Raw genomic sequence first — 20,988 nt, 5'->3', positions numbered from 1 at the left:
TTCTTATCTATTAGAAGGTAGCTCTTACAGTTAATCCTAATCGTCTTGAAGAAGGACCGGTAAAGAAATCAATACCTTGTCCGTTACCTACACCAGTACTGGAGGAGTTGGTATCATATCTTACATTTTTCGGCATATTTACAGCTTTAAACCATAAATTTTGGCCGGAAAGAGAGAATGACAAGCTTCCAAAAAATGTATCTCTCAACCAATCTGATGGTACATTATAAGCTAAAGAAGCTTCCTGCAATCTGATGGTAGTTCCGTCAAAAATATTTAAACTGTTTATACCACCACCAAAATAAGTATTGAAACCTAATTCTGTGGCGCTGATTGCGACATCGTTAGGTGAACCGTCTGATTGTTTTACTCCAGGTAAAATATACTGACTTTCTCTGTCTATAGGATTGTCGGCATCTACAGTACCCCGGCCTATCAAGGCTGCTGAGGTCACAGAATATATATCTCCACCATGTCTGTATTGTAAATTAGCAGATAACGTGAAATTTTTAAATGATACCGTGGGTATTATTGCCGCAGTCCAATCGGGGTTAGGATCACCTATTTCAGTAAGCGTGTTATCAACAAGGTAACGACCAGCATCATTCACCAAAATGTTTCCAGCATCATCCCTAAGATTTACCGATCCTAAAAGTACACCAAATGGCCTTCCTTCTACAGCGTAGTTGGCTGCCTCTCCGGTAATACCATCGGTTAGCAGAATATTCTCTGTAGCCAACTCTGTAACCGTGGTTTCAATGGCAGCAAAGTTAGCTGCAATATTAAATCCAACTGCGTGCTCAAATGGTTTTATGATATCAATGTTGGTGTCTATTTCAATACCTTTAGATTTAATTTCACCAATGTTCACTGTAGTACCCGTAAAACCTGTAGAGTTATCTAGTGTCTGCAGTGTGATCAAATCTGTGGTCTTCTTATCAAAGACACTCACATTTAAGTTCCAGATGTTAAAAAGTCGGGTGTCTAATCCTAATTCAAGTTCCGACACACGTTCCGGTTTTAGACCTGCGTTACCCAAATTATCGTCTACCGTATTAGATGAAACGACATTTCCATTTAAGTCTACCAGGTTTCTTGCATTTAGCCCTAATACACTCCTTGTTTGATATGGGCCAGGGAATCCTGCAGAAGAACCGTAACCAAAACGGAATTTCAAATAATTTAGTGCTTTTCCTTGCATTGAATCCCATATGGAGGTAGGAATAAAGGAAACACTGGCTCCAGGATAGAATAAGGAATTATTTCCCGATTCTAAAGTTGAAGACCAATCGTTTCTACCTACCAGGTTCACATAGATCCAATCCTCATATCCGAAAGTTAAATCCAGATATGCACCAACCAAATTTTCCTCAGCACTTTGTGATAAATTTGGATTACCGTTCCTCACAAATGAGTTTTGAGAAGAAGGGGTAGTAAAGTTATAATGTTCCAACACACCAAAAACGAGCTGGCCTGTACTTTCAATACCATCTGATACAAATTCATCACGTCTGGTATTTAAACCAAAGATTGCCTTAAGATTAAGGTCATCAGTAATGTTTTTATCTGCAGTCAGGATAAGGTCATGGTTCCATACCGTATTCCTAATAGTACGTGTCCTTAGCAAACCTAAGGTTTGACCATCGACTCCACCTTTGTTTTGTCCGTAGGAATTCAATTCGGTATAGGTATCTAACCCTAATCTATAAGAAAGATTCATCCAATCGTTAATTTCATATGAAATGCCTGCATTCCCTATAAAACGATCTGTGTTCTGCTTAGTTTGAACATTAGCAACGGTCCAATAAGGGTTTTGGATATCATTTCCAGACCTGTAGTAGACACTTCTACCATCAGCGGCCGTATTAGGAAGATTGGTAAGGTCTACACTACGAGGGGTATATAAAATATCCCCGAAGACAGAACCACCATTAAAGGCTGCTCCACTTCCTGTACTAGGTGCTACCGGTGGAGATCGATAACCTGTTTTAATAAAGTTAAATACTCCGTTTATGCTAAATTTGTTATTTAATTTGGCATTTCCACCTAACTGGAAGTTATTTCGCAATACTCCGTTTCCAGGCGTAATTCCCTTGTCTTCTGTTCTTCCATAGTTAGCGTTAAAACTAACTTTTTCACTACCACCTCTAACATTCACATTGAGAGTGCTTACATAACCTGTTCTGAAAAAATCTTCAACCCCATTATATGGCTTATAAGGGTATGGAGTGGTAAGAAGAGCTTCATTACCAGCTGCTAATGAAGGATCAGCGAGGAAATTTAAAGGATGTCTAAGTTGAGCAGCGCCAGCAGGATTTCCCAAAAACTGAGCAGCGTTAGAGATAGCGTCATCATCAGTTCTATCAAACCTAGGTCCCCAGTTACTAAAAAAGAAACCGAAACCCTGGTGGAAACCACCACCGTAATTATCCTGATATACAGGAAGGATGGCCTCCGAATAGAATGTGCCAGCACTTACGGTAACTTCTGTTTTGCTTGGCGCGTCACCTCTAGCAGAAGATTTCGTAGTAATCAATATTACCCCGTTTCGTCCTCTGTTACCATATAGTACAGTAGCACTTAAACCTTTAAGTACACTCACTTGATCAATTGTGTTTGGATCTATATCTAAAAATCTACTGGAGGCAGTATTACCATCCAAAATAGACCCCTGGTTATTGGTGCCTGAATCAATTGGCACTCCATCAACAACAAAAAGCGGTTGGTTAGACTGCGTAACTGAAGAATAACCACGTATAATGATGTTGGTACCAGATCCGGAAAGACCATTACTCGCGGTAATGTTAACACCCGCAACTTTACCTTGAAGAATCCTACCTAAGTCTGATTCGGGTCTCGCTGCTACTTGTTCCTCGTCTACCGTTGCAACTGAATATCCCAAGGCCCTTTCTTCTCTTTCAATACCTTGTGCAGTTACTACAACTTCTTCAAGAGCCTGAGCATCTTCTTCCATTTGTACACTAATAGTATTACTTGCACCTACAACGACTCTTACATCTCTTTGACCAATGTAGGAAAAGAGCAAGGCTTGACCTTCACTGGCACTAATTGAGTAATTGCCATCGAAATCAGTTTGGGTACCAGTTGTTGTACCTTCAACAAGGATGTTTACACCAGGTAGCGGCAGACCTTCGAAATCTGTAACCGTACCTGAAATCGTCTTGTCTTGCGCAAATGATAAATGCACAACAAACGCCAATAACAGCGTCAAGATTCCATTTAAATTTGTTCTCATTTTTTAATTATTTGAATTAGCTAACCACGAAAATCCAAATTTCATGTTAATAAACCAAACTTATTTTAATAAAACTTTATGAAGTAATCCAAGAAAAAAACAATTCTACAGACTATTGTTAAATAGATTATCAAAAATATTGTTAAAAAAATGCTTATAAAATATCATATTTCATAATAAAGTAATAATTCTAAGATATCTTTAGAAAAGTATTGTAAACTTCACAATTTTATCTTGTATTGAAATTATATCCATAATATATATATTTTTTGTCGCAGGTTGAAATTAAATTTAAAACTATATATATATAAGGTATAAACTATAGATTAATTAAGTCTTAAAAAGATTCCTTTTGACCATTACTGACCTTCAATAAAAAGCACAAAAAAAAAATCATATAAATTTATGGGATAGCATTTGAATTATAATGAATAATTACTACATTTGCCAGCCCTTAAATGAGGGTAGTATTTATACATATATATTAGTATGCCAACAATTTCACAATTAGTACGAAAAGGAAGGGCCACAATTACCAAGAAGAGTAAATCGGCTGCTTTGGATTCGTGTCCCCAGCGAAGAGGGGTTTGTACGCGGGTTTATACCACTACGCCTAAGAAACCAAATTCTGCAATGCGAAAGGTTGCAAGGGTTAGGTTAACCAATGGTAAAGAGGTAAACGCATACATCCCAGGCGAGGGTCACAATCTCCAGGAGCACTCGATAGTATTGGTTAGAGGCGGAAGGGTGAAAGATTTGCCAGGAGTTAGATATCATATTGTCCGAGGGGCTTTAGATACAGCAGGAGTTGCTGGAAGGACCCAAAGAAGATCTAAATACGGAGCAAAACGCCCTAAAAAGTAATCTAAACTTGTAAAAAGAAGAGATGAGAAAAAGACAGGCGAAAAAAAGACCACTATTACCGGATCCAAGGTTTAATGACCAACTGGTAACACGTTTTGTGAATATGTTAATGTGGGATGGAAAGAAATCAGTTGCCTTTAAAGTATTCTACGATGCAATGGATATTGTGGAAGAAAAGAAAACAGATGAAGAGAAATCTGCTTTGGAATTGTGGAAAGAAGCTCTTTCCAATGTAATGCCACACGTAGAAGTTAGAAGCAGAAGAGTAGGTGGTGCAACTTTTCAGATCCCCATGCAAATAAGACCGGATAGAAAAATATCCACTTCCATGAAGTGGCTTATAAGCTTTGCACGAAAGCGTAATGAAAAGTCCATGGCTCAAAAATTGGCTGGAGAAGTATTGGCAGCTTCTAAAGAAGAAGGTGCCGCAGTTAAAAGAAGAGTGGATACTCATAAAATGGCAGAAGCTAACAAAGCATTTTCCCACTTTAGATTTTAAAAAGTATAATGGCTAGAGATTTAAAATACACACGAAATATAGGTATTGCAGCGCATATTGATGCAGGTAAGACCACCACTACTGAACGGATTTTGTATTATACGGGCGTTAGTCATAAAATAGGTGAAGTGCATGATGGTGCCGCAACTATGGACTGGATGGCGCAGGAACAGGAACGTGGTATAACAATTACCTCGGCAGCTACAACATGTACCTGGGATTTTCCAACCAAGAACGGACAAATAATTCCTGAATCTAAACCCTTCCATTTTAATATTATAGATACCCCCGGACACGTAGATTTTACCGTTGAGGTAAATCGGTCACTTAGGGTATTGGATGGTTTGGTCTTTCTGTTTAGCGCAGTTGATGGTGTTGAACCACAGTCTGAAACTAACTGGAGATTGGCAGACAATTACAAAGTTCCACGAATAGGCTTTGTTAACAAGATGGATAGACAAGGTTCTAACTTTTTAATGGTTAGTAACCAGGTTAAGGATATGTTGAAATCCAATGCAGTTCCAATTGTCTTGCCTATCGGGGAAGAAGCAGATTTTAAAGGTATCGTTGACCTTGTAAAGAACCGTGCCATTGTATGGCACGAAGAAGACATGGGTTCTACTTTTGATATCATTGATATTCCTGAAGAAATGAAGGACGAGGTACACGAATATCGTGCTGCTTTGATTGAAGCGGTAGCTGAATACGATGAAGGATTGATGGAGAAATTCTTTGAAGATGAAGATTCTATTACTGAAGATGAAGTACATGCGGCTTTAAGAGCAGCAGTTATGGATATGAGTATTATTCCAATGATATGCGGCTCCTCCTTTAAAAACAAAGGGGTGCAATTTTTATTGGATGCTGTTTGTCGTTACCTGCCTTCTCCTATGGATAAGGAAGGAATTGTCGGTATAGATCCAAAAACGGATAAAGAAGTATTAAGAAAACCGGACGTTAATGAGCCATTTGCGGCTTTAGCGTTTAAAATTGCCACAGATCCGTTTGTAGGCCGTTTAGCTTTCTTCAGAGCGTATTCAGGTCAGTTAAATGCAGGATCTTACGTCCTTAATAACCGCTCAGGGAATAAGGAAAGAATTTCAAGAATATATCAGATGCATTCCAATAAACAAAACGCCGTAGATTCTATTGCGGCTGGTGATATTGGTGCAGCCGTAGGTTTTAAAGATATTAAAACAGGGGATACCCTTTCAGATGAAAAGCATCCTATTATTCTGGAAAGCATGAATTTCCCTGATCCTGTTATTGGGATTGCGGTGGAACCTAAGACAAAGGCTGATGTTGATAAATTAGGGATGTCATTGGCAAAATTGGCTGAAGAAGATCCGACTTTCGTGGTTAAAACGGATGAAGCGTCTGGCCAGACCATTATTTCTGGTATGGGCGAATTGCATCTTGATATTATTGTGGATCGCTTAAGAAGGGAGTTTAAAGTTGATGTCAATCAAGGAAAACCTCAGGTAGAGTACAAAGAAGCAATTACTCAAAGCGCTAATCACCGGGAAACTTATAAAAAGCAAACAGGTGGGCGTGGTAAATTTGCAGATATCGTATTTACAATGGAACCTAGAGAAGACGGCATATCCGGATTGGAATTTGTAAATATGATTAAGGGAGGTAATATACCCAGGGAATATATTCCTTCAGTAGAAAAAGGATTTAAAGAGGCTATGAAGAATGGTCCTTTAGCCGGATTTGAAATGGATAGTATGAAAATTACTCTCAAGGATGGTTCATTTCATCCTGTGGATTCCGATTCTCTTTCTTTTGAACTTGCAGCTAAAATTGGATATAAAGGAGCTGCAAAGGCTGCAAAGGCAGTGCTTATGGAGCCCATAATGAAATTGGAGGCACTTACGCCCGAAGAGAATATGGGTGATATTGTTGGAGACCTTAACCGAAGGAGAGGGCATGTTACTAATATGGACGACAGAGCGGGTGCTAAGGTCATAAAGGCAGAGGTACCTCTTTCAGAGATGTTTGGTTATGTAACTGCGCTAAGGACACTATCCTCAGGTAGGGCAACTTCAACCATGGAATTTTCACATTATGCGGAAACCCCTTCAGGTTTGGCTGAAGAGGTTATAAAAGCAGCAACAGGTGTAACCGCCTAAATTTTAGTATTATGAGTCAGAAAATTAGAATAAAACTAAAATCGTACGATCATAACCTGGTAGATAAATCTGCCGAGAAGATCGTGAAAACGGTAAAATCGACTGGTGCTGTTGTTACAGGTCCAATTCCTTTGCCAACGCATAAAAAGATATTTACAGTTTTGCGCTCACCCCATGTGAACAAGAAATCGAGAGAGCAGTTCCAGTTGAGTTCTTATAAAAGACTTCTGGATATTTATAGTTCCTCATCAAAAACAATAGACGCACTTATGAAGCTGGAGCTTCCGAGTGGTGTTGAGGTGGAGATAAAAGTGTGATAGACTATTCTGTTTCGGTTTGAAACGGATAACATGTCCGGAGCGTTTCGCAAAGGAAAAACGGCAACAAAAATATATTCGGGATCGAATTGTTTTTGATCCTGTTTTTTTTGCAGAAAAAAATAGTTTAAGAATAATTAATAAATAATAGTAATAATATGTCTGGGTTAATAGGAAAAAAAGTAGGCATGACCAGCATTTTTGACGACAACGGGAAAAATATTCCCTGTACTGTCATAGAAGCTGGGCCGTGTGTAGTTACCCAAGTCAGAACCGAAGAGGTAGACGGGTACAATGCCCTTCAGCTTGGTTTCGATGACAAGGCAGAAAAACGTGCTAATAAGGCTGAAATGGGCCATTTTAAAAAAGCAGGTTCTTCCACCAAAAAGAAAGTCGTTGAATTCCGGGATTTTGAAGGAGATTTTAAATTAGGTGAGACCGTTGGTGTCGACGTATTTGTTGAAGGCGAATATGTCGATGTCTCTGCAACATCTAAAGGGAAAGGATTTCAGGGAGTTGTTAAGCGACACGGATTTGCCGGGGTTGGACAAGCAACTCACGGTCAGCATAACAGACTGAGAGCTCCTGGTTCAATAGGGGCTGCCTCATATCCTGCGAGAGTTTTTAAGGGAATGAAGATGGCAGGAAGAATGGGCGGTGGTAGAGTTACCGTTCAAAACCTAAGAGTTTTAAAAGTTGTTCCGGAAAAAAATCTTTTAGTATTAAAAGGTTGTGTACCCGGTCATAAAAATGCTTACTTAACTATAGAGAAGTAATGAAGGTAGCAGTTTTAGATGTAAAAGGAAAAGAAACTGGGCGGAAGGCAGACCTATCGGACGCAGTTTACAAAATAGAACCCAACAAGCATGCAATTTATTTGGATGTTAAGCAGTACATGGCTCATCAAAGGCAAGGTACCCATAGCACCAAAGAACGAGCGGTAATAGTTGGAAGTACCAGGAAGATTAAGAAACAAAAGGGAACTGGGACCGCGCGAGCGGGAAGTATTAAATCCCCAATTTTTCGTGGTGGAGGAAGAGTTTTTGGACCTAGGCCTAAAGATTACTCCCAAAAACTTAATAAGAATGTAAAGAGGTTGGCCAGAAAATCTGCTCTAAGTATTAAGAGTCAGGATCAGGCTATTATGGTCGTAGAAGACTTCAATTTTGAATCCCCAAAGACTAAAGATTTCATGCAGGTTTTGAAATCCTTGGGATTGGAAAACAAAAAATCTTTGTTTGTGTTGGGTGATTCAAATAATAACGTATATTTGTCGTCGCGTAATTTGAAAGGTTACGAAGTCGTAACTAATTCAGAATTAAGTACTTACAAAATTCTTAATGCAAATCAAATCGTTCTTCTGGAAAGTTCATTAGAAGGAATTGAAACGAACTTAAATAAATAGGTTAGACATGAGTGTGTTGATAAAGCCAATTATAACGGAAAAAATGACAGCGGACAGCGAGTTGTATAATCGCTACGGTTTTGTTGTGGATCCTAAGGCCAATAAACTACAGATCAAGGATGCCGTTGAAGCGGCTTATGGCGTTTCAGTGAAAAAAGTTCGAACAATGAATTATGGACCTTCACGCAAAACCCGTTTTACAAAAACAGGGGTTCAGCACGGGAAATCTAATGCATTTAAGAAAGCCATAGTTGATGTTGAAGAAGGGGAAGTAATCGATTTTTACAGTAATCTATAAAGACACCAAATGTCAGTTAGAAAATTAAAACCGATCACTCCAGGACAGCGTTTTAAAGTAGTAAACGGGTTTGACGCCATTACTGCTGATAAGCCGGAGAAAAGCTTGCTTGCTCCGTTAAAAAAGTCTGGAGGTAGAAACAGTCAAGGAAAAATGACCATACGCCATAGAGGTGGTGGGCATAAAAGAAGGTATCGAATTATTGATTTCAAACGGGATAAGCAGGACGTTGCTGCAGAAGTAAAGTCTATCCAGTATGATCCAAATAGAACAGCTTTTATCGCCTTAGTGGAATACAAAGATGGTGAAAAGCGATATATTATTGCTCCAAATGGGTTGCAGGTAGGACAGAAAATATCTTCCGGTGAAAATGCAGCTCCAGAGATAGGTAATGCTCTTCCCTTAAGTAAAATACCATTGGGAACTATTATTTCTTGTATTGAATTACGTCCCGGTCAGGGAGCGATAATGGCAAGAAGTGCAGGAACTTTTGCTCAACTAATGGCAAGAGAAGGAAAGTATGCCACAGTAAAATTACCTTCTGGTGAGACAAGATTGGTACTGGCAAATTGTTTGGGTACTATTGGTGCAGTCTCAAATTCAGACCAGCAGTTGATTGTTTCTGGTAAAGCAGGAAGAAGCAGATGGCTGGGTAGAAGACCAAGAACTAGACCGGTGGCTATGAACCCTGTAGATCATCCAATGGGTGGTGGTGAAGGTAGAGCCTCTGGTGGACATCCAAGATCTAAAAACGGAATTCCTGCTAAAGGATTCAGGACTAGGTCAAAGACCAAGGATACAAATAGGTATATATTAGAACGTAGAAAGAAATAAAAAGAAGAAAGAAATGGCACGTTCACTAAAAAAAGGACCATACATTCATCATAGTTTGGATAAAAAAGTCCAGCTGAATATAAATTCTGGTAAGAAGTCGGTAATAAAGACCTGGTCCAGAGCATCGACAATTAGTCCGGACTTTGTAGGTCAGACCATTGCGGTTCACAACGGAAGACAATTTGTTCCCGTATATGTTACCGAGAATATGGTAGGACACAAATTAGGCGAATTCTCTCCAACAAGATCTTTCCGAGGTCATGCAGGGGCAAAAAATAAAGGTAAAAAGTAAGTAAGCTATGGGAGTTCGAAAAAAACAAATGGCCGAAAGACTAAAGGCGGAAAAGCAAAAAATAGCATTTGCTAAATTAAACAACTGTCCCACCTCACCAAGAAAAATGCGATTAGTTGCAGATTTGGTTCGTGGAGCAGAAGTAGAAAAGGCCCTTGCTATTCTTAGATTCAGTCCTAAAGAAGCCTCCCGTAGGTTGGAAAAGTTATTGCTTTCAGCAATCGCAAACTGGCAGGCGAAAAATGAAGAGGTAAATATTGAAGAAGTTGAGCTATTTGTAAAAGAAATAACAGTAGACAGCGGACGAATGCTAAAACGATTAAGGCCGGCACCTCAGGGTAGGGCTCATAGAATAAGAAAACGTTCCAACCATGTTACCTTGGTATTGGGATCTAACAATAATACACAAAGCTAGAAATTTTAGTATGGGACAAAAAACAAATCCAATCGGAAATCGTCTAGGAATTATCAGAGGTTGGGAATCCAACTGGTATGGTGGAAACGATTATGGCGATAAACTAGCGGAAGACGATAAGATCAGAAAATATGTTCATACACGTTTAGCGAAGGCTAGTGTATCCAGAGTAATTATTGAAAGAACGTTAAAGCTTATTACAGTTACCATAACCACGGCCAGGCCAGGTATAATTATCGGGAAAGGTGGTCAGGAAGTGGACAAATTAAAAGAAGAGCTTAAAAAAATTACAGATAAGGAAGTACAAATAAATATTTTCGAGATAAAAAGGCCTGAAGTTGATGCAAATCTCGTAGCGGCAAGTGTGGCCCGGCAAATTGAAAATAGAATTTCCTTTAGAAGAGCAATTAAGATGGCTATTGCCGCGGCAATGAGAATGAATGCTGAAGGGATAAAAATACAGATTTCAGGAAGGTTGAACGGAGCGGAAATGGCCAGGTCAGAATCTTATAAAGACGGTAGAATACCTTTATCCACTTTTAGGGCTGATATAGATTATGCCCTTCATGAAGCACATACTACCTATGGAAGATTAGGAATTAAAGTATGGATAATGAAAGGCGAAGTATATGGTAAAAGAGAGCTTTCTCCGCTAATTGGAATGTCTAAAGGACAGTCCAAAGGAAAGCAACATGATGGAGGCAAAAAGCAACGTCGCAGAAAGTAATAATTAAAGAAGAAGTTAGAGATTATGTTACAGCCAAAAAGAACGAAGTTTCGCAAAGCGCAGAAAGGCCGTATGAAAGGGAATTCCGGTAGAGGGAATCAACTTTCTAATGGAATGTTCGGGATTAAATCTTTGGATTCCTGCTTTCTTACTTCCCGCCAGATTGAGGCGGCTCGTATTGCTGCGACCAGGTATATGAAAAGACAAGGGCAATTATGGATTAAAATTTTCCCGGACAAGCCTATTACCAAAAAACCTTTAGAGGTTCGTATGGGTAAAGGTAAAGGAGCCCCGGAATATTTTGTCGCCGTAGTTAAGCCCGGAAGAATAATGTTTGAGGTAGCTGGTGTGCCCATGGACGTGGCTAAAGAAGCTTTAAGGCTTGCAGCGCAAAAATTACCAGTAAAGACAAAATTTATAGTGGCTAGGGATTACGAAGCGGCATAATTTTTATAATTAGGATGATGAAACAATCAGAAATAAAAGAATTATCGGTAGAAGAATTGAAGGAGAAAATGGCACATTTTAAGAAGCAGCACGCAGATCTTAAAATCGCCCACTCTGTAACACCACTTGAAAACCCCCTTCAAATTAGGAAGGCAAGAAGAACTGTGGCTCAATTAGCTACTGAATTAACAAAAAGGGATAACCAATAATTGGTTCTGCTTTATGGAAAAAAGAAATTTAAGAAAGGAAAGAATAGGCGTTGTAACTAGCAACAAAATGGAGAAATCTATTGTAGTAGCCGAAGTTAAGCGCGTTAAGCATCCTATGTATGGAAAGTTCGTACTGCGAACAAAAAAGTATGTTGCACATGATGAGACCAATGACTGCAATATTGGAGATACTGTTAAGATAATGGAGACACGTCCATTGAGTAGAACCAAATGTTGGAGACTGGTTGAAGTCTTAGAAAGAGCCAAATAATTATGTTACAGCAAGAATCAAAATTAAAAGTAGCAGACAATACGGGTGCCAAAGAGGTATTAACCATACGGGTGCTTGGTGGTACAAAGAGGAGATATGCATCGGTTGGGGACAAAATTGTAGTTACTGTTAAAGAGGCCACTCCAAATGGGGGTATTAAGAAAGGTACCGTTTCAACGGCCGTTGTGGTAAGAACAAAAAAAGAAGTAAGGAGACCGGATGGTTCTTATATTCGATTTGATGATAACGCTTGTGTTTTGTTAAATCCTACAGGTGAAATGAGAGGAACTCGTGTCTTCGGACCTGTTGCCAGGGAGTTGCGTGATAAACAATTCATGAAAATTGTTTCATTAGCTCCTGAGGTACTTTAAAATATTGTAAGATGAAATTAAGAATAAAAACGGGAGATAAAGTAAGGATAATTGCAGGTGACCATAAAGGAACAGAAGGCAAAGTTACTCTTGTGGACCGTGAAAAAAATAAGGCGATCGTAGAAGGTACCAATATGGTATCTAAACACGAAAAACCAAGTGCACAAAATCCTCAGGGAGGAATTGTGAAAAAAGAAGCTCCTATACATTTATCTAACTTATCTCTTATTGATTCCAAATCTGGTGAAACAACAAGAGTGGGTTATGAGGTAAGAGATGGGAAGAAAGTACGATTTTCTAAAAAATCTAACGAAGTAATTTAGTTATGGCTTACGTTCCAAGATTAAAGCAAGAATATGGAGAGCGAATTGTTACAGCTCTTAAAGAAGAATTTGGTTACAAAAATGTAATGCAAGTACCCAAGCTGCAAAAAATTGTGGTTAGTAGGGGAGTTGGTGCAGCAGTAGCCGATAAAAAATTGGTGGATCATGCCTTAGATGAGTTAACCCTAATCACTGGGCAAAAGGCGATATCAACAATTTCAAAAAAGGATGTTGCGGCGTTTAAACTAAGAAAGGGTATGCCCATTGGGGCTAAAGTCACTCTTAGAGGTGAGCGCATGTATGAATTTTTAGATAGATTAGTGACTACTGCCTTGCCAAGGGTAAGAGATTTCCAGGGAATTAGAGCTACAGGTTTTGACGGAAGAGGAAATTACAACCTTGGTGTAACAGAACAGATTATTTTTCCGGAAATTAATATTGATAAGATTAATAGGATTAATGGAATGGATATCACTTTTGTAACTAGTGCTGATACAGATAAAGAAGCAAAATCATTGTTAACCGAATTGGGATTACCTTTTAAAAAGAATTAGTATGGCTAAAGAATCAATGAAGGCCCGTGAAAGAAAAAGGGCGAAGGCTGTAGCAAAATATGCGGAGAAGAGAAAGGCTTTAAAAGAAGCCGGCGACTACGAGGCTTTGCAAAAACTGCCTAAAAATGCTTCTCCTATTCGTATGCACAATAGATGTAAATTGACAGGTAGACCTAAGGGGTACATGAGAACTTTTGGTATTTCTCGTGTGATGTTTAGAGAAATGGCTAACAAAGGATTGATTCCCGGTGTTAAAAAAGCAAGTTGGTAACCCAATATAAAAGTTAAGAAGATGTTTACAGATCCAATAGCAGATTATTTAACAAGAATTAGAAACGCCAGTAGTGCGGGTCATAGGGTAGTTGAAATTCCTGCTTCTAATTTGAAAAGAGAAGTAACTAAAATATTATTCGATCAAGGATATATTTTGAGTTATAAATTCGAAGAGAATAAGGTACAGGGAATTATTAAAATTGCCCTGAAGTATGATAGGTTGACCAAAGAACCGGTGATTAGAAAGATTCAGCGTATAAGTACGCCAGGTCTTAGAAAATATGCCAGTTCCGGAGATATGCCCAGAGTACTTAATGGCTTGGGAATTGCTATTGTGTCTACTTCGCATGGAGTTATGACTAGCAAACAAGCTCATCGAGACAATGTGGGCGGAGAAGTTTTATGCTACGTTTATTAAGAAATAAAGAGATAGGAAAATGTCAAGAATAGGTAACAATCCAATAGAAATTCCGGAAGGAGCCACAGTAGAACTGCAGGATAATCTTATTATTGTAAAAGGGAAATTGGGTGAATTAACTCAGGAATATTCAGGGGTTTCCATAAAAGCTGAAGACGGCCAGGTTGTAGTAACAAGACCTTCTGATTCTAAAGAACATAAAGCCAAACACGGACTGTATAGATCCTTGATTTCCAATATGATTTTGGGAGTGACCAATGGATGGTCTAAAGAGCTTGAATTGGTGGGTGTTGGTTACCGTGCAGGTAATCAAGGTCAAAAGTTAGATTTGGCTTTGGGTTTTTCACATAATATTGTTTTGAATTTAGCTCCTGAAGTTAAAGTTGAGACTATTTCTGAAAAGGGAAAGAACCCAATTATAAAGCTTAGCTCACCTGACAAACAATTGGTAGGCCAAATTGCGGCCAAAATAAGATCATTCCGCAAACCAGAACCTTACAAAGGAAAAGGGATAAAATTTGTCGGAGAACAATTAAGAAGAAAAGCAGGTAAATCCGCTTAAGAATTGAATTATGGGATTATCAAAAACTGAAAGAAGAGAGCGTATTAGAAGAAGGATAAGAAAAGTTTCCTTTGGTACAGCAGAGAGGCCTAGATTGTCTGTTTTTAGAAGTAATAAAGAAATTTATGCCCAAATAATAGACGACAATAACGGGACCACTTTAGTTGCCGCTTCTTCAAGGGATAAGGAACTAAGTAAGTCAAAGGGTACAAAGACAGAGATTGCCAACCTTGTTGGTAAGGCAGTAGCTGAAAAAGCAAAGAAAGCCGGTATAGAAGCAGTTGCTTTTGATCGTGGCGGTAATTTGTATCATGGTAGAGTAAAATCATTGGCCGAAGGTGCCAGAGAGGCCGGTCTAAAATTTTAATAGGAAATATGTTCGGGAAGTACAAAAATGTAGAAACTGTTAAACCGGGAGGTCTTGAACTAAAAGACAGACTGGTTGGTGTTCAAAGAGTTACTAAGGTAACTAAAGGTGGTAGAGCTTTTGGTTTTTCTGCGATCGTGGTAGTTGGTGATGAGAATGGTGTAGTAGGTCATGGTCTTGGGAAGTCTAAAGAAGTAGCTACAGCTATAGCTAAAGCTATTGAGGATGCTAAAAAGAATTTAATTAGAATACCACTGAGCAAAGGCACTTTGCCACATGAGCAAAAAGGAAAGTATGGAGGAGCACGTGTATATGTGCAGCCTGCTTCCCATGGTACAGGAGTAATTGCCGGAGGTGCGGTTAGAGCCGTATTGGAATCAGTTGGAGTACAGGACGTTTTGTCCAAGTCTCAGGGATCTTCTAACCCACATAATGTGGTAAAGGCTACATTTGATGCTTTACTGCAATTAAGGGATGCCAGGACTGTAGCAAAACAAAGAGGTGTTTCGTTAGAAAAAGTCTTTAAAGGATAAGTAGCAAGAGTATGGCAAAGATTAGAGTTAAACAGGTAAGAAGTAGCATTAAAAGGCCACAAAATCAGAAAAGAACACTGGAGGCACTTGGATTGCGTAAGATTGGTCACGTTGTGGAGCATGATAACACACCCAATATTATAGGGATGATCAATAAGGTTAAACACTTAGTTTCTACGGAAGAAGCTTAAAAAATATTTGTAATGAATTTAGGGAATTTAAAACCAGCCAAAGGATCTGTTCATAAAGCCGGGAAAACCATAGGCCGAGGCCAGGGTTCTGGTAAAGGCGGTACAGCAACAAGAGGGCATAAAGGTGCTAAATCAAGATCCGGGTATTCCAGGAAGATCGGTTTTGAAGGAGGTCAAATGCCTTTACAGAGACGAGTACCCAAATTTGGTTTTACCAATATTAACAGAAAAGAATATCAGGGCATTAATCTGAATAAACTTCAGGAACTTGCAGATAAAGGATTGGTTAAAAAAACAGTCACTGTAAAAGATCTTGTGGATAACGGAATGGCTCATAAAAACGATTTGGTTAAGATATTAGGCGGTGGTGAACTAAAAGCGTCTCTTAAAATAACCGTACATAAATTTACTGCAACTGCGAAAGCTGCGATTGAAGCCGCTGGCGGTGAAGCAATAAATTTATAAGTAAAGAAGATTATGAAGAAATTTTTTGAGGTTATATCAAATATCTGGAAAATTGAAGAACTAAGGGGCAGAATTATTGTAACCCTGGGTCTTTTATTGGTGTATCGTTTTGGTGCTCAGGTTGTTCTTCCCGGTATTGATACTTCTCAATTAGCAGAATTATCTTCTAATACAGAATCAGGTATATTAGGTTTATTAAACGCCTTTACAGGTGGTGCATTTGCCAATGCTTCTGTATTTGCTCTTGGAATTATGCCCTATATCTCTGCATCTATTGTGGTTCAATTAATGGGAATCGCAGTGCCTTATCTTCAAAAACTAGATAAGGAAGGTGAAAGTGGAAGAAAAACAAAAAACCAGATAACCAGATGGCTAACCATTGGGATCTGTATTGTGCAGGCTCCGGCCTACCTCTATAGCCTTGGTGCTCTAGGTGTTCCGGATAGTGCATTCCTGTTAGGTAAAGGCTTGAGTTTTATAGTACCCGCAGTAATCATTTTGGTAACAGGTTGTGTCTTTGCCATGTGGTTAGGAGAAAAGATTACAGATAAAGGAATTGGTAATGGTATTTCGCTCCTTATTATGATTGGTATTATAGCGAATATGCCACAATCTTTTGTTCAGGAGTTTGTTTCCAGAACGGCGAATAATACAGGCGGACTGATGTTTATGCTTATAGAAGTTATTCTTTGGTTTCTTGTTATTCTGGCCAGTGTTCTATTGGTTATGGCAACGAGGAGAATACCGGTTCAATATGCGAGGAGGACGGCCTCCGGAGGATATGAAAAAAATATTGCCGGTTCCAGACAATACATTCCTTTGAAATTAAACGCTTCCGGGGTAATGCCTATAATTTTTGCACAGGCTATTATGTTTGCGCCGGGGTTGTTAGGAAGAACATTTAATAATACAGCAGTAGGACAATGGATGGAAGTGCAGTTTCAGGATATTTTTGGATTGGCCTATAATATTTTATTTGCATTGCTGATTATAATATTTACATATTTCTATACAGCCATTACAGTTCCCACGAATAAAATGGCCGATGATTTGAAACGCAGTGGTGGATTTATACCGGGCATCAGACCAGGTAAAGAAACAGGAGATTTTCTTGATAAGATAATGTCACTAATCACCTTGCCAGGATCTGTTTTCCTTGCCCTATTAGCAGTATTACCTGCCGTAGTGGTTAAACTGATGGATATTCAGGCGGGATGGGCCTTATTTTATGGAGGTACATCACTTTTGATCATGGTGGGGGTAGCTATTGATACTGTACAGCAGGTTAATTCTTACTTGTTGAACAGGCATTATGACGGATTGATGAAATCAGGTAAAAACCGAAAAGTTGCATAAGTTATGGCCAAACAAGCACCCATAGAACAAGACGGTAGCATTATAGAGGCTTTGTCCAATGCAATGTTTCGAGTGGAACTTGAAAACGGACATGTGGTTACTGCTCATATTTCCGGGAAGATGCGTATGCATTATATAAAATTGTTACCCGGAGATAAAGTAAAACTGGAAATGAGCCCATACGATTTAACAAAGGCTAGAATTACATATAGATACTAACAAAGACGAAATGAAAGTTAGAGCATCCATAAAGAAAAGAAGTGCCGACTGCAAAATAGTACGCAGAAAAGGCACATTGTACGTAATCAATAAAAAGAATCCTAGATTCAAACAAAGACAAGGGTAATTATGGCAAGAATTGCAGGTGTAGATATACCAAAACAAAAAAGAGGTGTCATAGCACTTACCTATATTTTTGGTATCGGTAAAAGCAGGGCACAAGAGATATTAGAGAAAGCCAAGGTAAATCAGGATAGCAAAGTATCAGACTGGAACGATGATGAAATTGGTCGTATTCGTGATGCTGTTTCCTCTTTTAAAATTGAAGGGGAACTTCGTTCAGAAAATCAGTTGAATATTAAGCGTCTGATGGATATTGGCTGTTACAGAGGAATCCGCCACAGATCTGGACTTCCACTTAGAGGACAAAGGACCAAGAATAATTCCAGGACCAGGAAAGGAAAAAGAAAAACGGTTGCTAATAAGAAAAAAGCAACTAAATAATTAGCATAATATGGCAAAGACAAGTACCAAAGGAGCTAAAAAGCGCAAGGTAATCGTTGAATCGGCTGGTGAAGCCCATGTAACGGCTTCCTTTAATAACATAATAATTTCTTTGACCAACAAAAAAGGCGATGTTATTTCATGGTCTTCTGCTGGTAAGATGGGATTTAGAGGTTCTAAAAAGAATACTCCTTATGCTGCTCAGGTAGCGGCCGAAGAATGTTGCAAAGTAGCTCATGAAGCGGGATTGAGAAAGGTGAAAGTTTATGTAAAAGGACCGGGTAACGGAAGAGAATCTGCAATTCGGTCAATTCATAATGCTGGTATTGAAGTTACCGAGATTGTAGATGTAACACCATTACCACATAACGGTTGTAGACCACCCAAAAGAAGAAGAGTTTAATTAAGTTACATATTTATAAAAGGTTAATTCACAGGAAGTGCAATTACGATTATCGAAGGATAAGCCTTAATTCATAATCACATTTCCAAATTAAAAGAAGATGGCAAGATATACAGGACCTAAATCAAAGATCGCACGTAAATTCGGCGAAGCAATTTTCGGAGACGACAAAGCTTTCGAGAAAAAAAATTATCCCCCGGGACAACACGGTAATAACAGACGTCGTGGTAAAAAATCTGAATATGCTGTCCAGTTGATGGAAAAGCAGAAAGCAAAATATACCTATGGCATATTGGAGAAACAATTCAGAAACCTCTTTGCTAAAGCTAACAGGAGTAAAGGTGTAACCGGTGAAGTTCTGCTCCAATTGTGTGAGGCACGTCTTGATAATGTAGTTTACAGGATGGGAATTTCAAATTCCAGAAGAGGTGCAAGACAGTTAGTTTCTCATAGACACATTACTGTTAATGGAGAATTGGTAAATATTCCTTCTTATTCCTTAAAAGCTGGTGATGTTGTAGGGGTGAGGGAAAAATCAAAATCTCTTCAGGCCATACAAGATGCACTTAATGCAAATAGCAGTGTGTATGAATGGATGACATGGAACAATGATAAAATGGAAGGAAATTATGTTTCCATTCCGGAAAGAATTCAGATACCAGAGAATATTAAAGAACAATTAATCGTGGAGTTATACTCTAAATAAAAACAACACAAATCCGACTATGGCATTATTAAATTTTCAGAAGCCCGATAAAGTTATAATGATAGATTCCTCAGATTTCGAAGGCAAATTTGAATTTCGCCCTTTGGAACCTGGTTATGGTTTGACTGTTGGGAACGCCTTGCGAAGGGTATTGCTTTCTTCTTTGGAAGGATTTGCAATTACATCCGTAAGAATTGATAAAGTAGAGCATGAATTTTCGGTTATTGAAGGTGTTGTGGAAGATGTTACCGAAATCATCCTAAACCTCAAACAAGTTCGATTTAAAAGACAAATTGAAGATGTTAATGAGGAAACCGTTTCCATATCTGTAAGTGGTAAGGATCAGCTTACTGCAGGAGATTTTCAAAAATTCATCTCTGGTTATCAGGTGTTGAACCCGGACCTTGTTATTTGCAACATGGAGCCGAAGGTGAGCATAAATATGGAGGTAATCATTGAAAAAGGTCGTGGTTATGTACCGGCAGAAGAAAATAAAAAGTCTAATGCACCTTTGGGAAGTATAGCTATCGATTCAATTTTTACCCCGGTAAAAAATGTAAAATACAGCATTGAAAACTTCCGTGTTGAGCAAAAAACGGATTATGAGAAATTGGTATTTGAGATCGTTACCGATGGTTCTATTCATCCAAAAGATGCATTGACAGAAGCGGCCAAAGTACTGATACACCATTTCATGTTGTTTTCTGATGAACGTATTACTCTTGAAGCTGATGAAATAGCGCAAACAGAGACCTACGATGAAGAATCTCTGCATATGCGTCAACTTTTAAAGACTAAACTTGTTGATATGGATCTTTCTGTTAGAGCTTTAAATTGTTTAAAAGCTGCGGAAGTGGATACATTAGGCGATTTGGTTTCGTTCAACAAAAACGATTTAATGAAATTCAGGAACTTTGGTAAAAAATCATTGACAGAATTAGAAGAGCTGGTTATAAACAAGGGCCTTAATTTTGGAATGGATCTTTCAAAGTACAAATTAGATAAGGATTAATTTATCAATAAAGACAGGATTTTTCCTGTTTTAAGTAAGCATTTATATAAGTAACGATGAGACACGGTAAAAAATTCAATCATTTAGGAAGAAAGTCAGCCCATAGAAAAGCTATGTTGGCTAACATGGCTTGTTCGTTGATTGAACATAAAAGAATTAATACAACTGTGGCAAAGGCTAAAGCCTTAAAGCAGTTTATAGAGCCACTAATAACTAAATCGAAAGCTGAGAATAATCAGACTACCGAAAAAGGATCCCATAACAGGCGTATTGCATTTAAGAACCTTAGGGATAAGTATGCGGTTACAGAATTATTTGGAAGTGTTTCCGACAAGGTTGGTGAGCGACCCGGAGGTTATACCCGAATTATTAAGTTGGGAAATAGGCTTGGAGATAACGCAGATATGGCAATGATAGAACTTGTAGACTATAATGAGGTTTACAATGCTGGTAAAGCTGCTAAAAAGAAAACTACAAGAAGAAGTAGAAGAGGTAAAAAGGCCGATGAGGCTATAGTTGAAAAAGCTACTGATACTGCTGTAGTTGAGGAGGCTGCGGAAACGGTAACAGAAGAGATAAAGGAGACAGAGGCAGTAGAAACCGAGGAAGCCACTCAAGAAGTTGAGGAGGTTAAAAAACCAAAGGCAACTAAAGAAGAAGTGTCAGAACCTGAAGGAACTAAAGAAGAAGTGTCAGAACCTGAAGCAACTGAACCAGAAGATTCCGAAGAAAAGAAAAATGATTCTGAAGCATAAATTGTTT

Annotated in this window: 32 protein-coding genes and 1 pseudogene; 32 read left to right on the top strand and 1 reads right to left on the bottom strand. The window is 38.6% G+C overall.

The window, feature by feature from the left end:
• Nucleotides 1–10 precede the first annotated feature (10 nt).
• Nucleotides 11–3,256 carry a SusC/RagA family TonB-linked outer membrane protein gene (locus ABJH90_RS10680; protein ID WP_348139133.1) on the bottom strand — a complete coding sequence of 1,082 codons (3,246 nt, stop codon included), beginning with the start codon at nucleotides 3,254–3,256 and terminating at the stop codon, nucleotides 11–13.
• A 489-nt stretch (nucleotides 3,257–3,745) separates the two neighbouring features.
• Between ABJH90_RS10680 and rpsL the strand changes: the two genes are divergently transcribed.
• From rpsL to rplQ, 32 genes and pseudogenes are all read left to right on the top strand, one after another.
• Nucleotides 3,746–4,120, top strand: a complete 375-nt coding sequence (rpsL, locus tag ABJH90_RS10675; protein ID WP_013305196.1) for a 30S ribosomal protein S12 — start codon at nucleotides 3,746–3,748, stop codon at nucleotides 4,118–4,120.
• Between the two features lie 22 nt (nucleotides 4,121–4,142).
• On the top strand, nucleotides 4,143–4,619 hold the full coding sequence (gene rpsG, locus ABJH90_RS10670) for a 30S ribosomal protein S7 (protein WP_348139131.1): 477 nt from the start codon (nucleotides 4,143–4,145) through the stop codon (nucleotides 4,617–4,619).
• 8 nt (nucleotides 4,620–4,627) lie between these two features.
• Nucleotides 4,628–6,754: an elongation factor G gene (gene fusA / locus ABJH90_RS10665; RefSeq protein WP_348139129.1), complete on the top strand. Its 2,127-nt coding sequence runs from the start codon at nucleotides 4,628–4,630 to the stop codon at nucleotides 6,752–6,754.
• 11 nt (nucleotides 6,755–6,765) lie between these two features.
• Entirely contained in the window at nucleotides 6,766–7,071 is a 306-nt protein-coding gene (rpsJ, locus tag ABJH90_RS10660) for a 30S ribosomal protein S10 (RefSeq protein ID WP_010181931.1), read from the top strand.
• 158 nt (nucleotides 7,072–7,229) lie between these two features.
• On the top strand, nucleotides 7,230–7,847 hold the full coding sequence (rplC, locus tag ABJH90_RS10655) for a 50S ribosomal protein L3 (protein WP_348139126.1): 618 nt from the start codon (nucleotides 7,230–7,232) through the stop codon (nucleotides 7,845–7,847).
• Nucleotides 7,847–8,476: a 50S ribosomal protein L4 gene (gene rplD / locus ABJH90_RS10650; protein ID WP_348139124.1), complete on the top strand. Its 630-nt coding sequence runs from the start codon at nucleotides 7,847–7,849 to the stop codon at nucleotides 8,474–8,476. The genes rplC and rplD overlap by 1 nt, the downstream gene beginning before the upstream one ends.
• A gap of 7 nt (nucleotides 8,477–8,483) precedes the next feature.
• Nucleotides 8,484–8,774, top strand: a complete 291-nt coding sequence (gene rplW / locus ABJH90_RS10645) for a 50S ribosomal protein L23 (RefSeq protein WP_348139123.1) — start codon at nucleotides 8,484–8,486, stop codon at nucleotides 8,772–8,774.
• A 9-nt stretch (nucleotides 8,775–8,783) separates the two neighbouring features.
• The gene (gene rplB / locus ABJH90_RS10640) at nucleotides 8,784–9,608 is read left to right on the top strand and encodes a 50S ribosomal protein L2 (protein ID WP_348139121.1); all 825 of its coding nucleotides are present in this window, start codon (nucleotides 8,784–8,786) and stop codon (nucleotides 9,606–9,608) included.
• A gap of 13 nt (nucleotides 9,609–9,621) precedes the next feature.
• The gene (gene rpsS, locus ABJH90_RS10635; protein WP_348139119.1) at nucleotides 9,622–9,900 is read left to right on the top strand and encodes a 30S ribosomal protein S19; all 279 of its coding nucleotides are present in this window, start codon (nucleotides 9,622–9,624) and stop codon (nucleotides 9,898–9,900) included.
• A gap of 7 nt (nucleotides 9,901–9,907) precedes the next feature.
• Nucleotides 9,908–10,315, top strand: coding sequence for a 50S ribosomal protein L22 (gene rplV, locus ABJH90_RS10630; protein WP_348139117.1), 408 nt, complete (start codon nucleotides 9,908–9,910; stop codon nucleotides 10,313–10,315).
• Between the two features lie 10 nt (nucleotides 10,316–10,325).
• A complete protein-coding gene (rpsC, locus tag ABJH90_RS10625; RefSeq protein WP_348139115.1) occupies nucleotides 10,326–11,042 on the top strand; it encodes a 30S ribosomal protein S3 in 717 nt (238 codons plus the stop codon).
• Between the two features lie 24 nt (nucleotides 11,043–11,066).
• Nucleotides 11,067–11,489: a 50S ribosomal protein L16 gene (rplP, locus tag ABJH90_RS10620; RefSeq protein WP_348139113.1), complete on the top strand. Its 423-nt coding sequence runs from the start codon at nucleotides 11,067–11,069 to the stop codon at nucleotides 11,487–11,489.
• A 17-nt stretch (nucleotides 11,490–11,506) separates the two neighbouring features.
• Nucleotides 11,507–11,698 carry a 50S ribosomal protein L29 gene (rpmC, locus tag ABJH90_RS10615; protein ID WP_348139111.1) on the top strand — a complete coding sequence of 64 codons (192 nt, stop codon included), beginning with the start codon at nucleotides 11,507–11,509 and terminating at the stop codon, nucleotides 11,696–11,698.
• Between the two features lie 13 nt (nucleotides 11,699–11,711).
• Nucleotides 11,712–11,969, top strand: a complete 258-nt coding sequence (gene rpsQ, locus ABJH90_RS10610) for a 30S ribosomal protein S17 (protein WP_348139109.1) — start codon at nucleotides 11,712–11,714, stop codon at nucleotides 11,967–11,969.
• Nucleotides 11,970–11,971: 2 nt separating this feature from the next.
• The gene (rplN, locus tag ABJH90_RS10605; RefSeq protein ID WP_348139107.1) at nucleotides 11,972–12,340 is read left to right on the top strand and encodes a 50S ribosomal protein L14; all 369 of its coding nucleotides are present in this window, start codon (nucleotides 11,972–11,974) and stop codon (nucleotides 12,338–12,340) included.
• An 11-nt stretch (nucleotides 12,341–12,351) separates the two neighbouring features.
• Nucleotides 12,352–12,663 carry a 50S ribosomal protein L24 gene (gene rplX, locus ABJH90_RS10600; protein WP_348139105.1) on the top strand — a complete coding sequence of 104 codons (312 nt, stop codon included), beginning with the start codon at nucleotides 12,352–12,354 and terminating at the stop codon, nucleotides 12,661–12,663.
• Nucleotides 12,664–12,665: 2 nt separating this feature from the next.
• Complete coding sequence (gene rplE, locus ABJH90_RS10595; protein ID WP_348139103.1) at nucleotides 12,666–13,217, top strand: 50S ribosomal protein L5; 552 nt, start codon at nucleotides 12,666–12,668, stop codon at nucleotides 13,215–13,217.
• Nucleotide 13,218: 1 nt separating this feature from the next.
• A complete protein-coding gene (gene rpsN / locus ABJH90_RS10590; protein ID WP_297792593.1) occupies nucleotides 13,219–13,488 on the top strand; it encodes a 30S ribosomal protein S14 in 270 nt (89 codons plus the stop codon).
• A gap of 21 nt (nucleotides 13,489–13,509) precedes the next feature.
• On the top strand, nucleotides 13,510–13,908 hold the full coding sequence (gene rpsH / locus ABJH90_RS10585; RefSeq protein WP_348139100.1) for a 30S ribosomal protein S8: 399 nt from the start codon (nucleotides 13,510–13,512) through the stop codon (nucleotides 13,906–13,908).
• Between the two features lie 19 nt (nucleotides 13,909–13,927).
• The gene (rplF, locus tag ABJH90_RS10580; RefSeq protein ID WP_348139098.1) at nucleotides 13,928–14,470 is read left to right on the top strand and encodes a 50S ribosomal protein L6; all 543 of its coding nucleotides are present in this window, start codon (nucleotides 13,928–13,930) and stop codon (nucleotides 14,468–14,470) included.
• A gap of 10 nt (nucleotides 14,471–14,480) precedes the next feature.
• Nucleotides 14,481–14,837, top strand: coding sequence for a 50S ribosomal protein L18 (gene rplR / locus ABJH90_RS10575; RefSeq protein WP_348139096.1), 357 nt, complete (start codon nucleotides 14,481–14,483; stop codon nucleotides 14,835–14,837).
• An 8-nt stretch (nucleotides 14,838–14,845) separates the two neighbouring features.
• Nucleotides 14,846–15,370, top strand: coding sequence for a 30S ribosomal protein S5 (gene rpsE, locus ABJH90_RS10570; RefSeq protein WP_297706016.1), 525 nt, complete (start codon nucleotides 14,846–14,848; stop codon nucleotides 15,368–15,370).
• Nucleotides 15,371–15,381: 11 nt separating this feature from the next.
• Nucleotides 15,382–15,561: a 50S ribosomal protein L30 gene (gene rpmD / locus ABJH90_RS10565; RefSeq protein ID WP_348139093.1), complete on the top strand. Its 180-nt coding sequence runs from the start codon at nucleotides 15,382–15,384 to the stop codon at nucleotides 15,559–15,561.
• Nucleotides 15,562–15,573: 12 nt separating this feature from the next.
• Complete coding sequence (gene rplO, locus ABJH90_RS10560) at nucleotides 15,574–16,026, top strand: 50S ribosomal protein L15 (protein WP_297706013.1); 453 nt, start codon at nucleotides 15,574–15,576, stop codon at nucleotides 16,024–16,026.
• Nucleotides 16,027–16,038: 12 nt separating this feature from the next.
• Nucleotides 16,039–17,382: a preprotein translocase subunit SecY gene (gene secY, locus ABJH90_RS10555; RefSeq protein ID WP_348139091.1), complete on the top strand. Its 1,344-nt coding sequence runs from the start codon at nucleotides 16,039–16,041 to the stop codon at nucleotides 17,380–17,382.
• Between the two features lie 3 nt (nucleotides 17,383–17,385).
• Nucleotides 17,386–17,601 (top strand): translation initiation factor IF-1, encoded by a 216-nt coding sequence (gene infA, locus ABJH90_RS10550; RefSeq protein WP_015753973.1) that lies wholly within the window; start codon nucleotides 17,386–17,388, stop codon nucleotides 17,599–17,601.
• Between the two features lie 10 nt (nucleotides 17,602–17,611).
• On the top strand, nucleotides 17,612–17,728 hold the full coding sequence (ykgO, locus tag ABJH90_RS10545; protein ID WP_122514977.1) for a type B 50S ribosomal protein L36: 117 nt from the start codon (nucleotides 17,612–17,614) through the stop codon (nucleotides 17,726–17,728).
• A gap of 2 nt (nucleotides 17,729–17,730) precedes the next feature.
• The gene (gene rpsM, locus ABJH90_RS10540) at nucleotides 17,731–18,105 is read left to right on the top strand and encodes a 30S ribosomal protein S13 (RefSeq protein WP_348139088.1); all 375 of its coding nucleotides are present in this window, start codon (nucleotides 17,731–17,733) and stop codon (nucleotides 18,103–18,105) included.
• A gap of 10 nt (nucleotides 18,106–18,115) precedes the next feature.
• Nucleotides 18,116–18,508, top strand: coding sequence for a 30S ribosomal protein S11 (gene rpsK / locus ABJH90_RS10535; protein WP_348139086.1), 393 nt, complete (start codon nucleotides 18,116–18,118; stop codon nucleotides 18,506–18,508).
• Nucleotides 18,509–18,608: 100 nt separating this feature from the next.
• Nucleotides 18,609–19,214: a 30S ribosomal protein S4 gene (rpsD, locus tag ABJH90_RS10530; RefSeq protein ID WP_348139084.1), complete on the top strand. Its 606-nt coding sequence runs from the start codon at nucleotides 18,609–18,611 to the stop codon at nucleotides 19,212–19,214.
• 19 nt (nucleotides 19,215–19,233) lie between these two features.
• Nucleotides 19,234–20,226: a DNA-directed RNA polymerase subunit alpha gene (locus tag ABJH90_RS10525; RefSeq protein ID WP_348139082.1), complete on the top strand. Its 993-nt coding sequence runs from the start codon at nucleotides 19,234–19,236 to the stop codon at nucleotides 20,224–20,226.
• Nucleotides 20,227–20,282: 56 nt separating this feature from the next.
• Nucleotides 20,283–20,726: pseudogene (gene rplQ, locus ABJH90_RS10520) on the top strand (50S ribosomal protein L17); the annotation flags it as partial.
• Nucleotides 20,727–20,988: the final 262 nt, after the last annotated feature.

Source organism: Eudoraea sp. (assembly GCF_039969275.1).
Taxonomy (GTDB): domain Bacteria; phylum Bacteroidota; class Bacteroidia; order Flavobacteriales; family Flavobacteriaceae; genus Eudoraea.
Note: the sequence above shows the minus strand (reverse complement) of the source record. Positions and strands in the feature narration are given on the sequence as shown.

Bases quoted from the DNA above. Each gene is read 5' to 3' on its own strand.
- ABJH90_RS10680 (WP_348139133.1), bottom strand. From the start codon at position 3,256: ATGAGAACAAATTTAAATGGAATCTTGACGCTGTTATTGGCGTTTGTT.
- rpsL (WP_013305196.1), top strand. From the start codon at position 3,746: ATGCCAACAATTTCACAATTAGTACGAAAAGGAAGGGCCACAATTACC.
- rpsG (WP_348139131.1), top strand. From the start codon at position 4,143: ATGAGAAAAAGACAGGCGAAAAAAAGACCACTATTACCGGATCCAAGG.
- fusA (WP_348139129.1), top strand. From the start codon at position 4,628: ATGGCTAGAGATTTAAAATACACACGAAATATAGGTATTGCAGCGCAT.
- rpsJ (WP_010181931.1), top strand. From the start codon at position 6,766: ATGAGTCAGAAAATTAGAATAAAACTAAAATCGTACGATCATAACCTG.
- rplC (WP_348139126.1), top strand. From the start codon at position 7,230: ATGTCTGGGTTAATAGGAAAAAAAGTAGGCATGACCAGCATTTTTGAC.
- rplD (WP_348139124.1), top strand. From the start codon at position 7,847: ATGAAGGTAGCAGTTTTAGATGTAAAAGGAAAAGAAACTGGGCGGAAG.
- rplW (WP_348139123.1), top strand. From the start codon at position 8,484: ATGAGTGTGTTGATAAAGCCAATTATAACGGAAAAAATGACAGCGGAC.
- rplB (WP_348139121.1), top strand. From the start codon at position 8,784: ATGTCAGTTAGAAAATTAAAACCGATCACTCCAGGACAGCGTTTTAAA.
- rpsS (WP_348139119.1), top strand. From the start codon at position 9,622: ATGGCACGTTCACTAAAAAAAGGACCATACATTCATCATAGTTTGGAT.
- rplV (WP_348139117.1), top strand. From the start codon at position 9,908: ATGGGAGTTCGAAAAAAACAAATGGCCGAAAGACTAAAGGCGGAAAAG.
- rpsC (WP_348139115.1), top strand. From the start codon at position 10,326: ATGGGACAAAAAACAAATCCAATCGGAAATCGTCTAGGAATTATCAGA.
- rplP (WP_348139113.1), top strand. From the start codon at position 11,067: ATGTTACAGCCAAAAAGAACGAAGTTTCGCAAAGCGCAGAAAGGCCGT.
- rpmC (WP_348139111.1), top strand. From the start codon at position 11,507: ATGAAACAATCAGAAATAAAAGAATTATCGGTAGAAGAATTGAAGGAG.
- rpsQ (WP_348139109.1), top strand. From the start codon at position 11,712: ATGGAAAAAAGAAATTTAAGAAAGGAAAGAATAGGCGTTGTAACTAGC.
- rplN (WP_348139107.1), top strand. From the start codon at position 11,972: ATGTTACAGCAAGAATCAAAATTAAAAGTAGCAGACAATACGGGTGCC.
- rplX (WP_348139105.1), top strand. From the start codon at position 12,352: ATGAAATTAAGAATAAAAACGGGAGATAAAGTAAGGATAATTGCAGGT.
- rplE (WP_348139103.1), top strand. From the start codon at position 12,666: ATGGCTTACGTTCCAAGATTAAAGCAAGAATATGGAGAGCGAATTGTT.
- rpsN (WP_297792593.1), top strand. From the start codon at position 13,219: ATGGCTAAAGAATCAATGAAGGCCCGTGAAAGAAAAAGGGCGAAGGCT.
- rpsH (WP_348139100.1), top strand. From the start codon at position 13,510: ATGTTTACAGATCCAATAGCAGATTATTTAACAAGAATTAGAAACGCC.
- rplF (WP_348139098.1), top strand. From the start codon at position 13,928: ATGTCAAGAATAGGTAACAATCCAATAGAAATTCCGGAAGGAGCCACA.
- rplR (WP_348139096.1), top strand. From the start codon at position 14,481: ATGGGATTATCAAAAACTGAAAGAAGAGAGCGTATTAGAAGAAGGATA.
- rpsE (WP_297706016.1), top strand. From the start codon at position 14,846: ATGTTCGGGAAGTACAAAAATGTAGAAACTGTTAAACCGGGAGGTCTT.
- rpmD (WP_348139093.1), top strand. From the start codon at position 15,382: ATGGCAAAGATTAGAGTTAAACAGGTAAGAAGTAGCATTAAAAGGCCA.
- rplO (WP_297706013.1), top strand. From the start codon at position 15,574: ATGAATTTAGGGAATTTAAAACCAGCCAAAGGATCTGTTCATAAAGCC.
- secY (WP_348139091.1), top strand. From the start codon at position 16,039: ATGAAGAAATTTTTTGAGGTTATATCAAATATCTGGAAAATTGAAGAA.
- infA (WP_015753973.1), top strand. From the start codon at position 17,386: ATGGCCAAACAAGCACCCATAGAACAAGACGGTAGCATTATAGAGGCT.
- ykgO (WP_122514977.1), top strand. From the start codon at position 17,612: ATGAAAGTTAGAGCATCCATAAAGAAAAGAAGTGCCGACTGCAAAATA.
- rpsM (WP_348139088.1), top strand. From the start codon at position 17,731: ATGGCAAGAATTGCAGGTGTAGATATACCAAAACAAAAAAGAGGTGTC.
- rpsK (WP_348139086.1), top strand. From the start codon at position 18,116: ATGGCAAAGACAAGTACCAAAGGAGCTAAAAAGCGCAAGGTAATCGTT.
- rpsD (WP_348139084.1), top strand. From the start codon at position 18,609: ATGGCAAGATATACAGGACCTAAATCAAAGATCGCACGTAAATTCGGC.
- ABJH90_RS10525 (WP_348139082.1), top strand. From the start codon at position 19,234: ATGGCATTATTAAATTTTCAGAAGCCCGATAAAGTTATAATGATAGAT.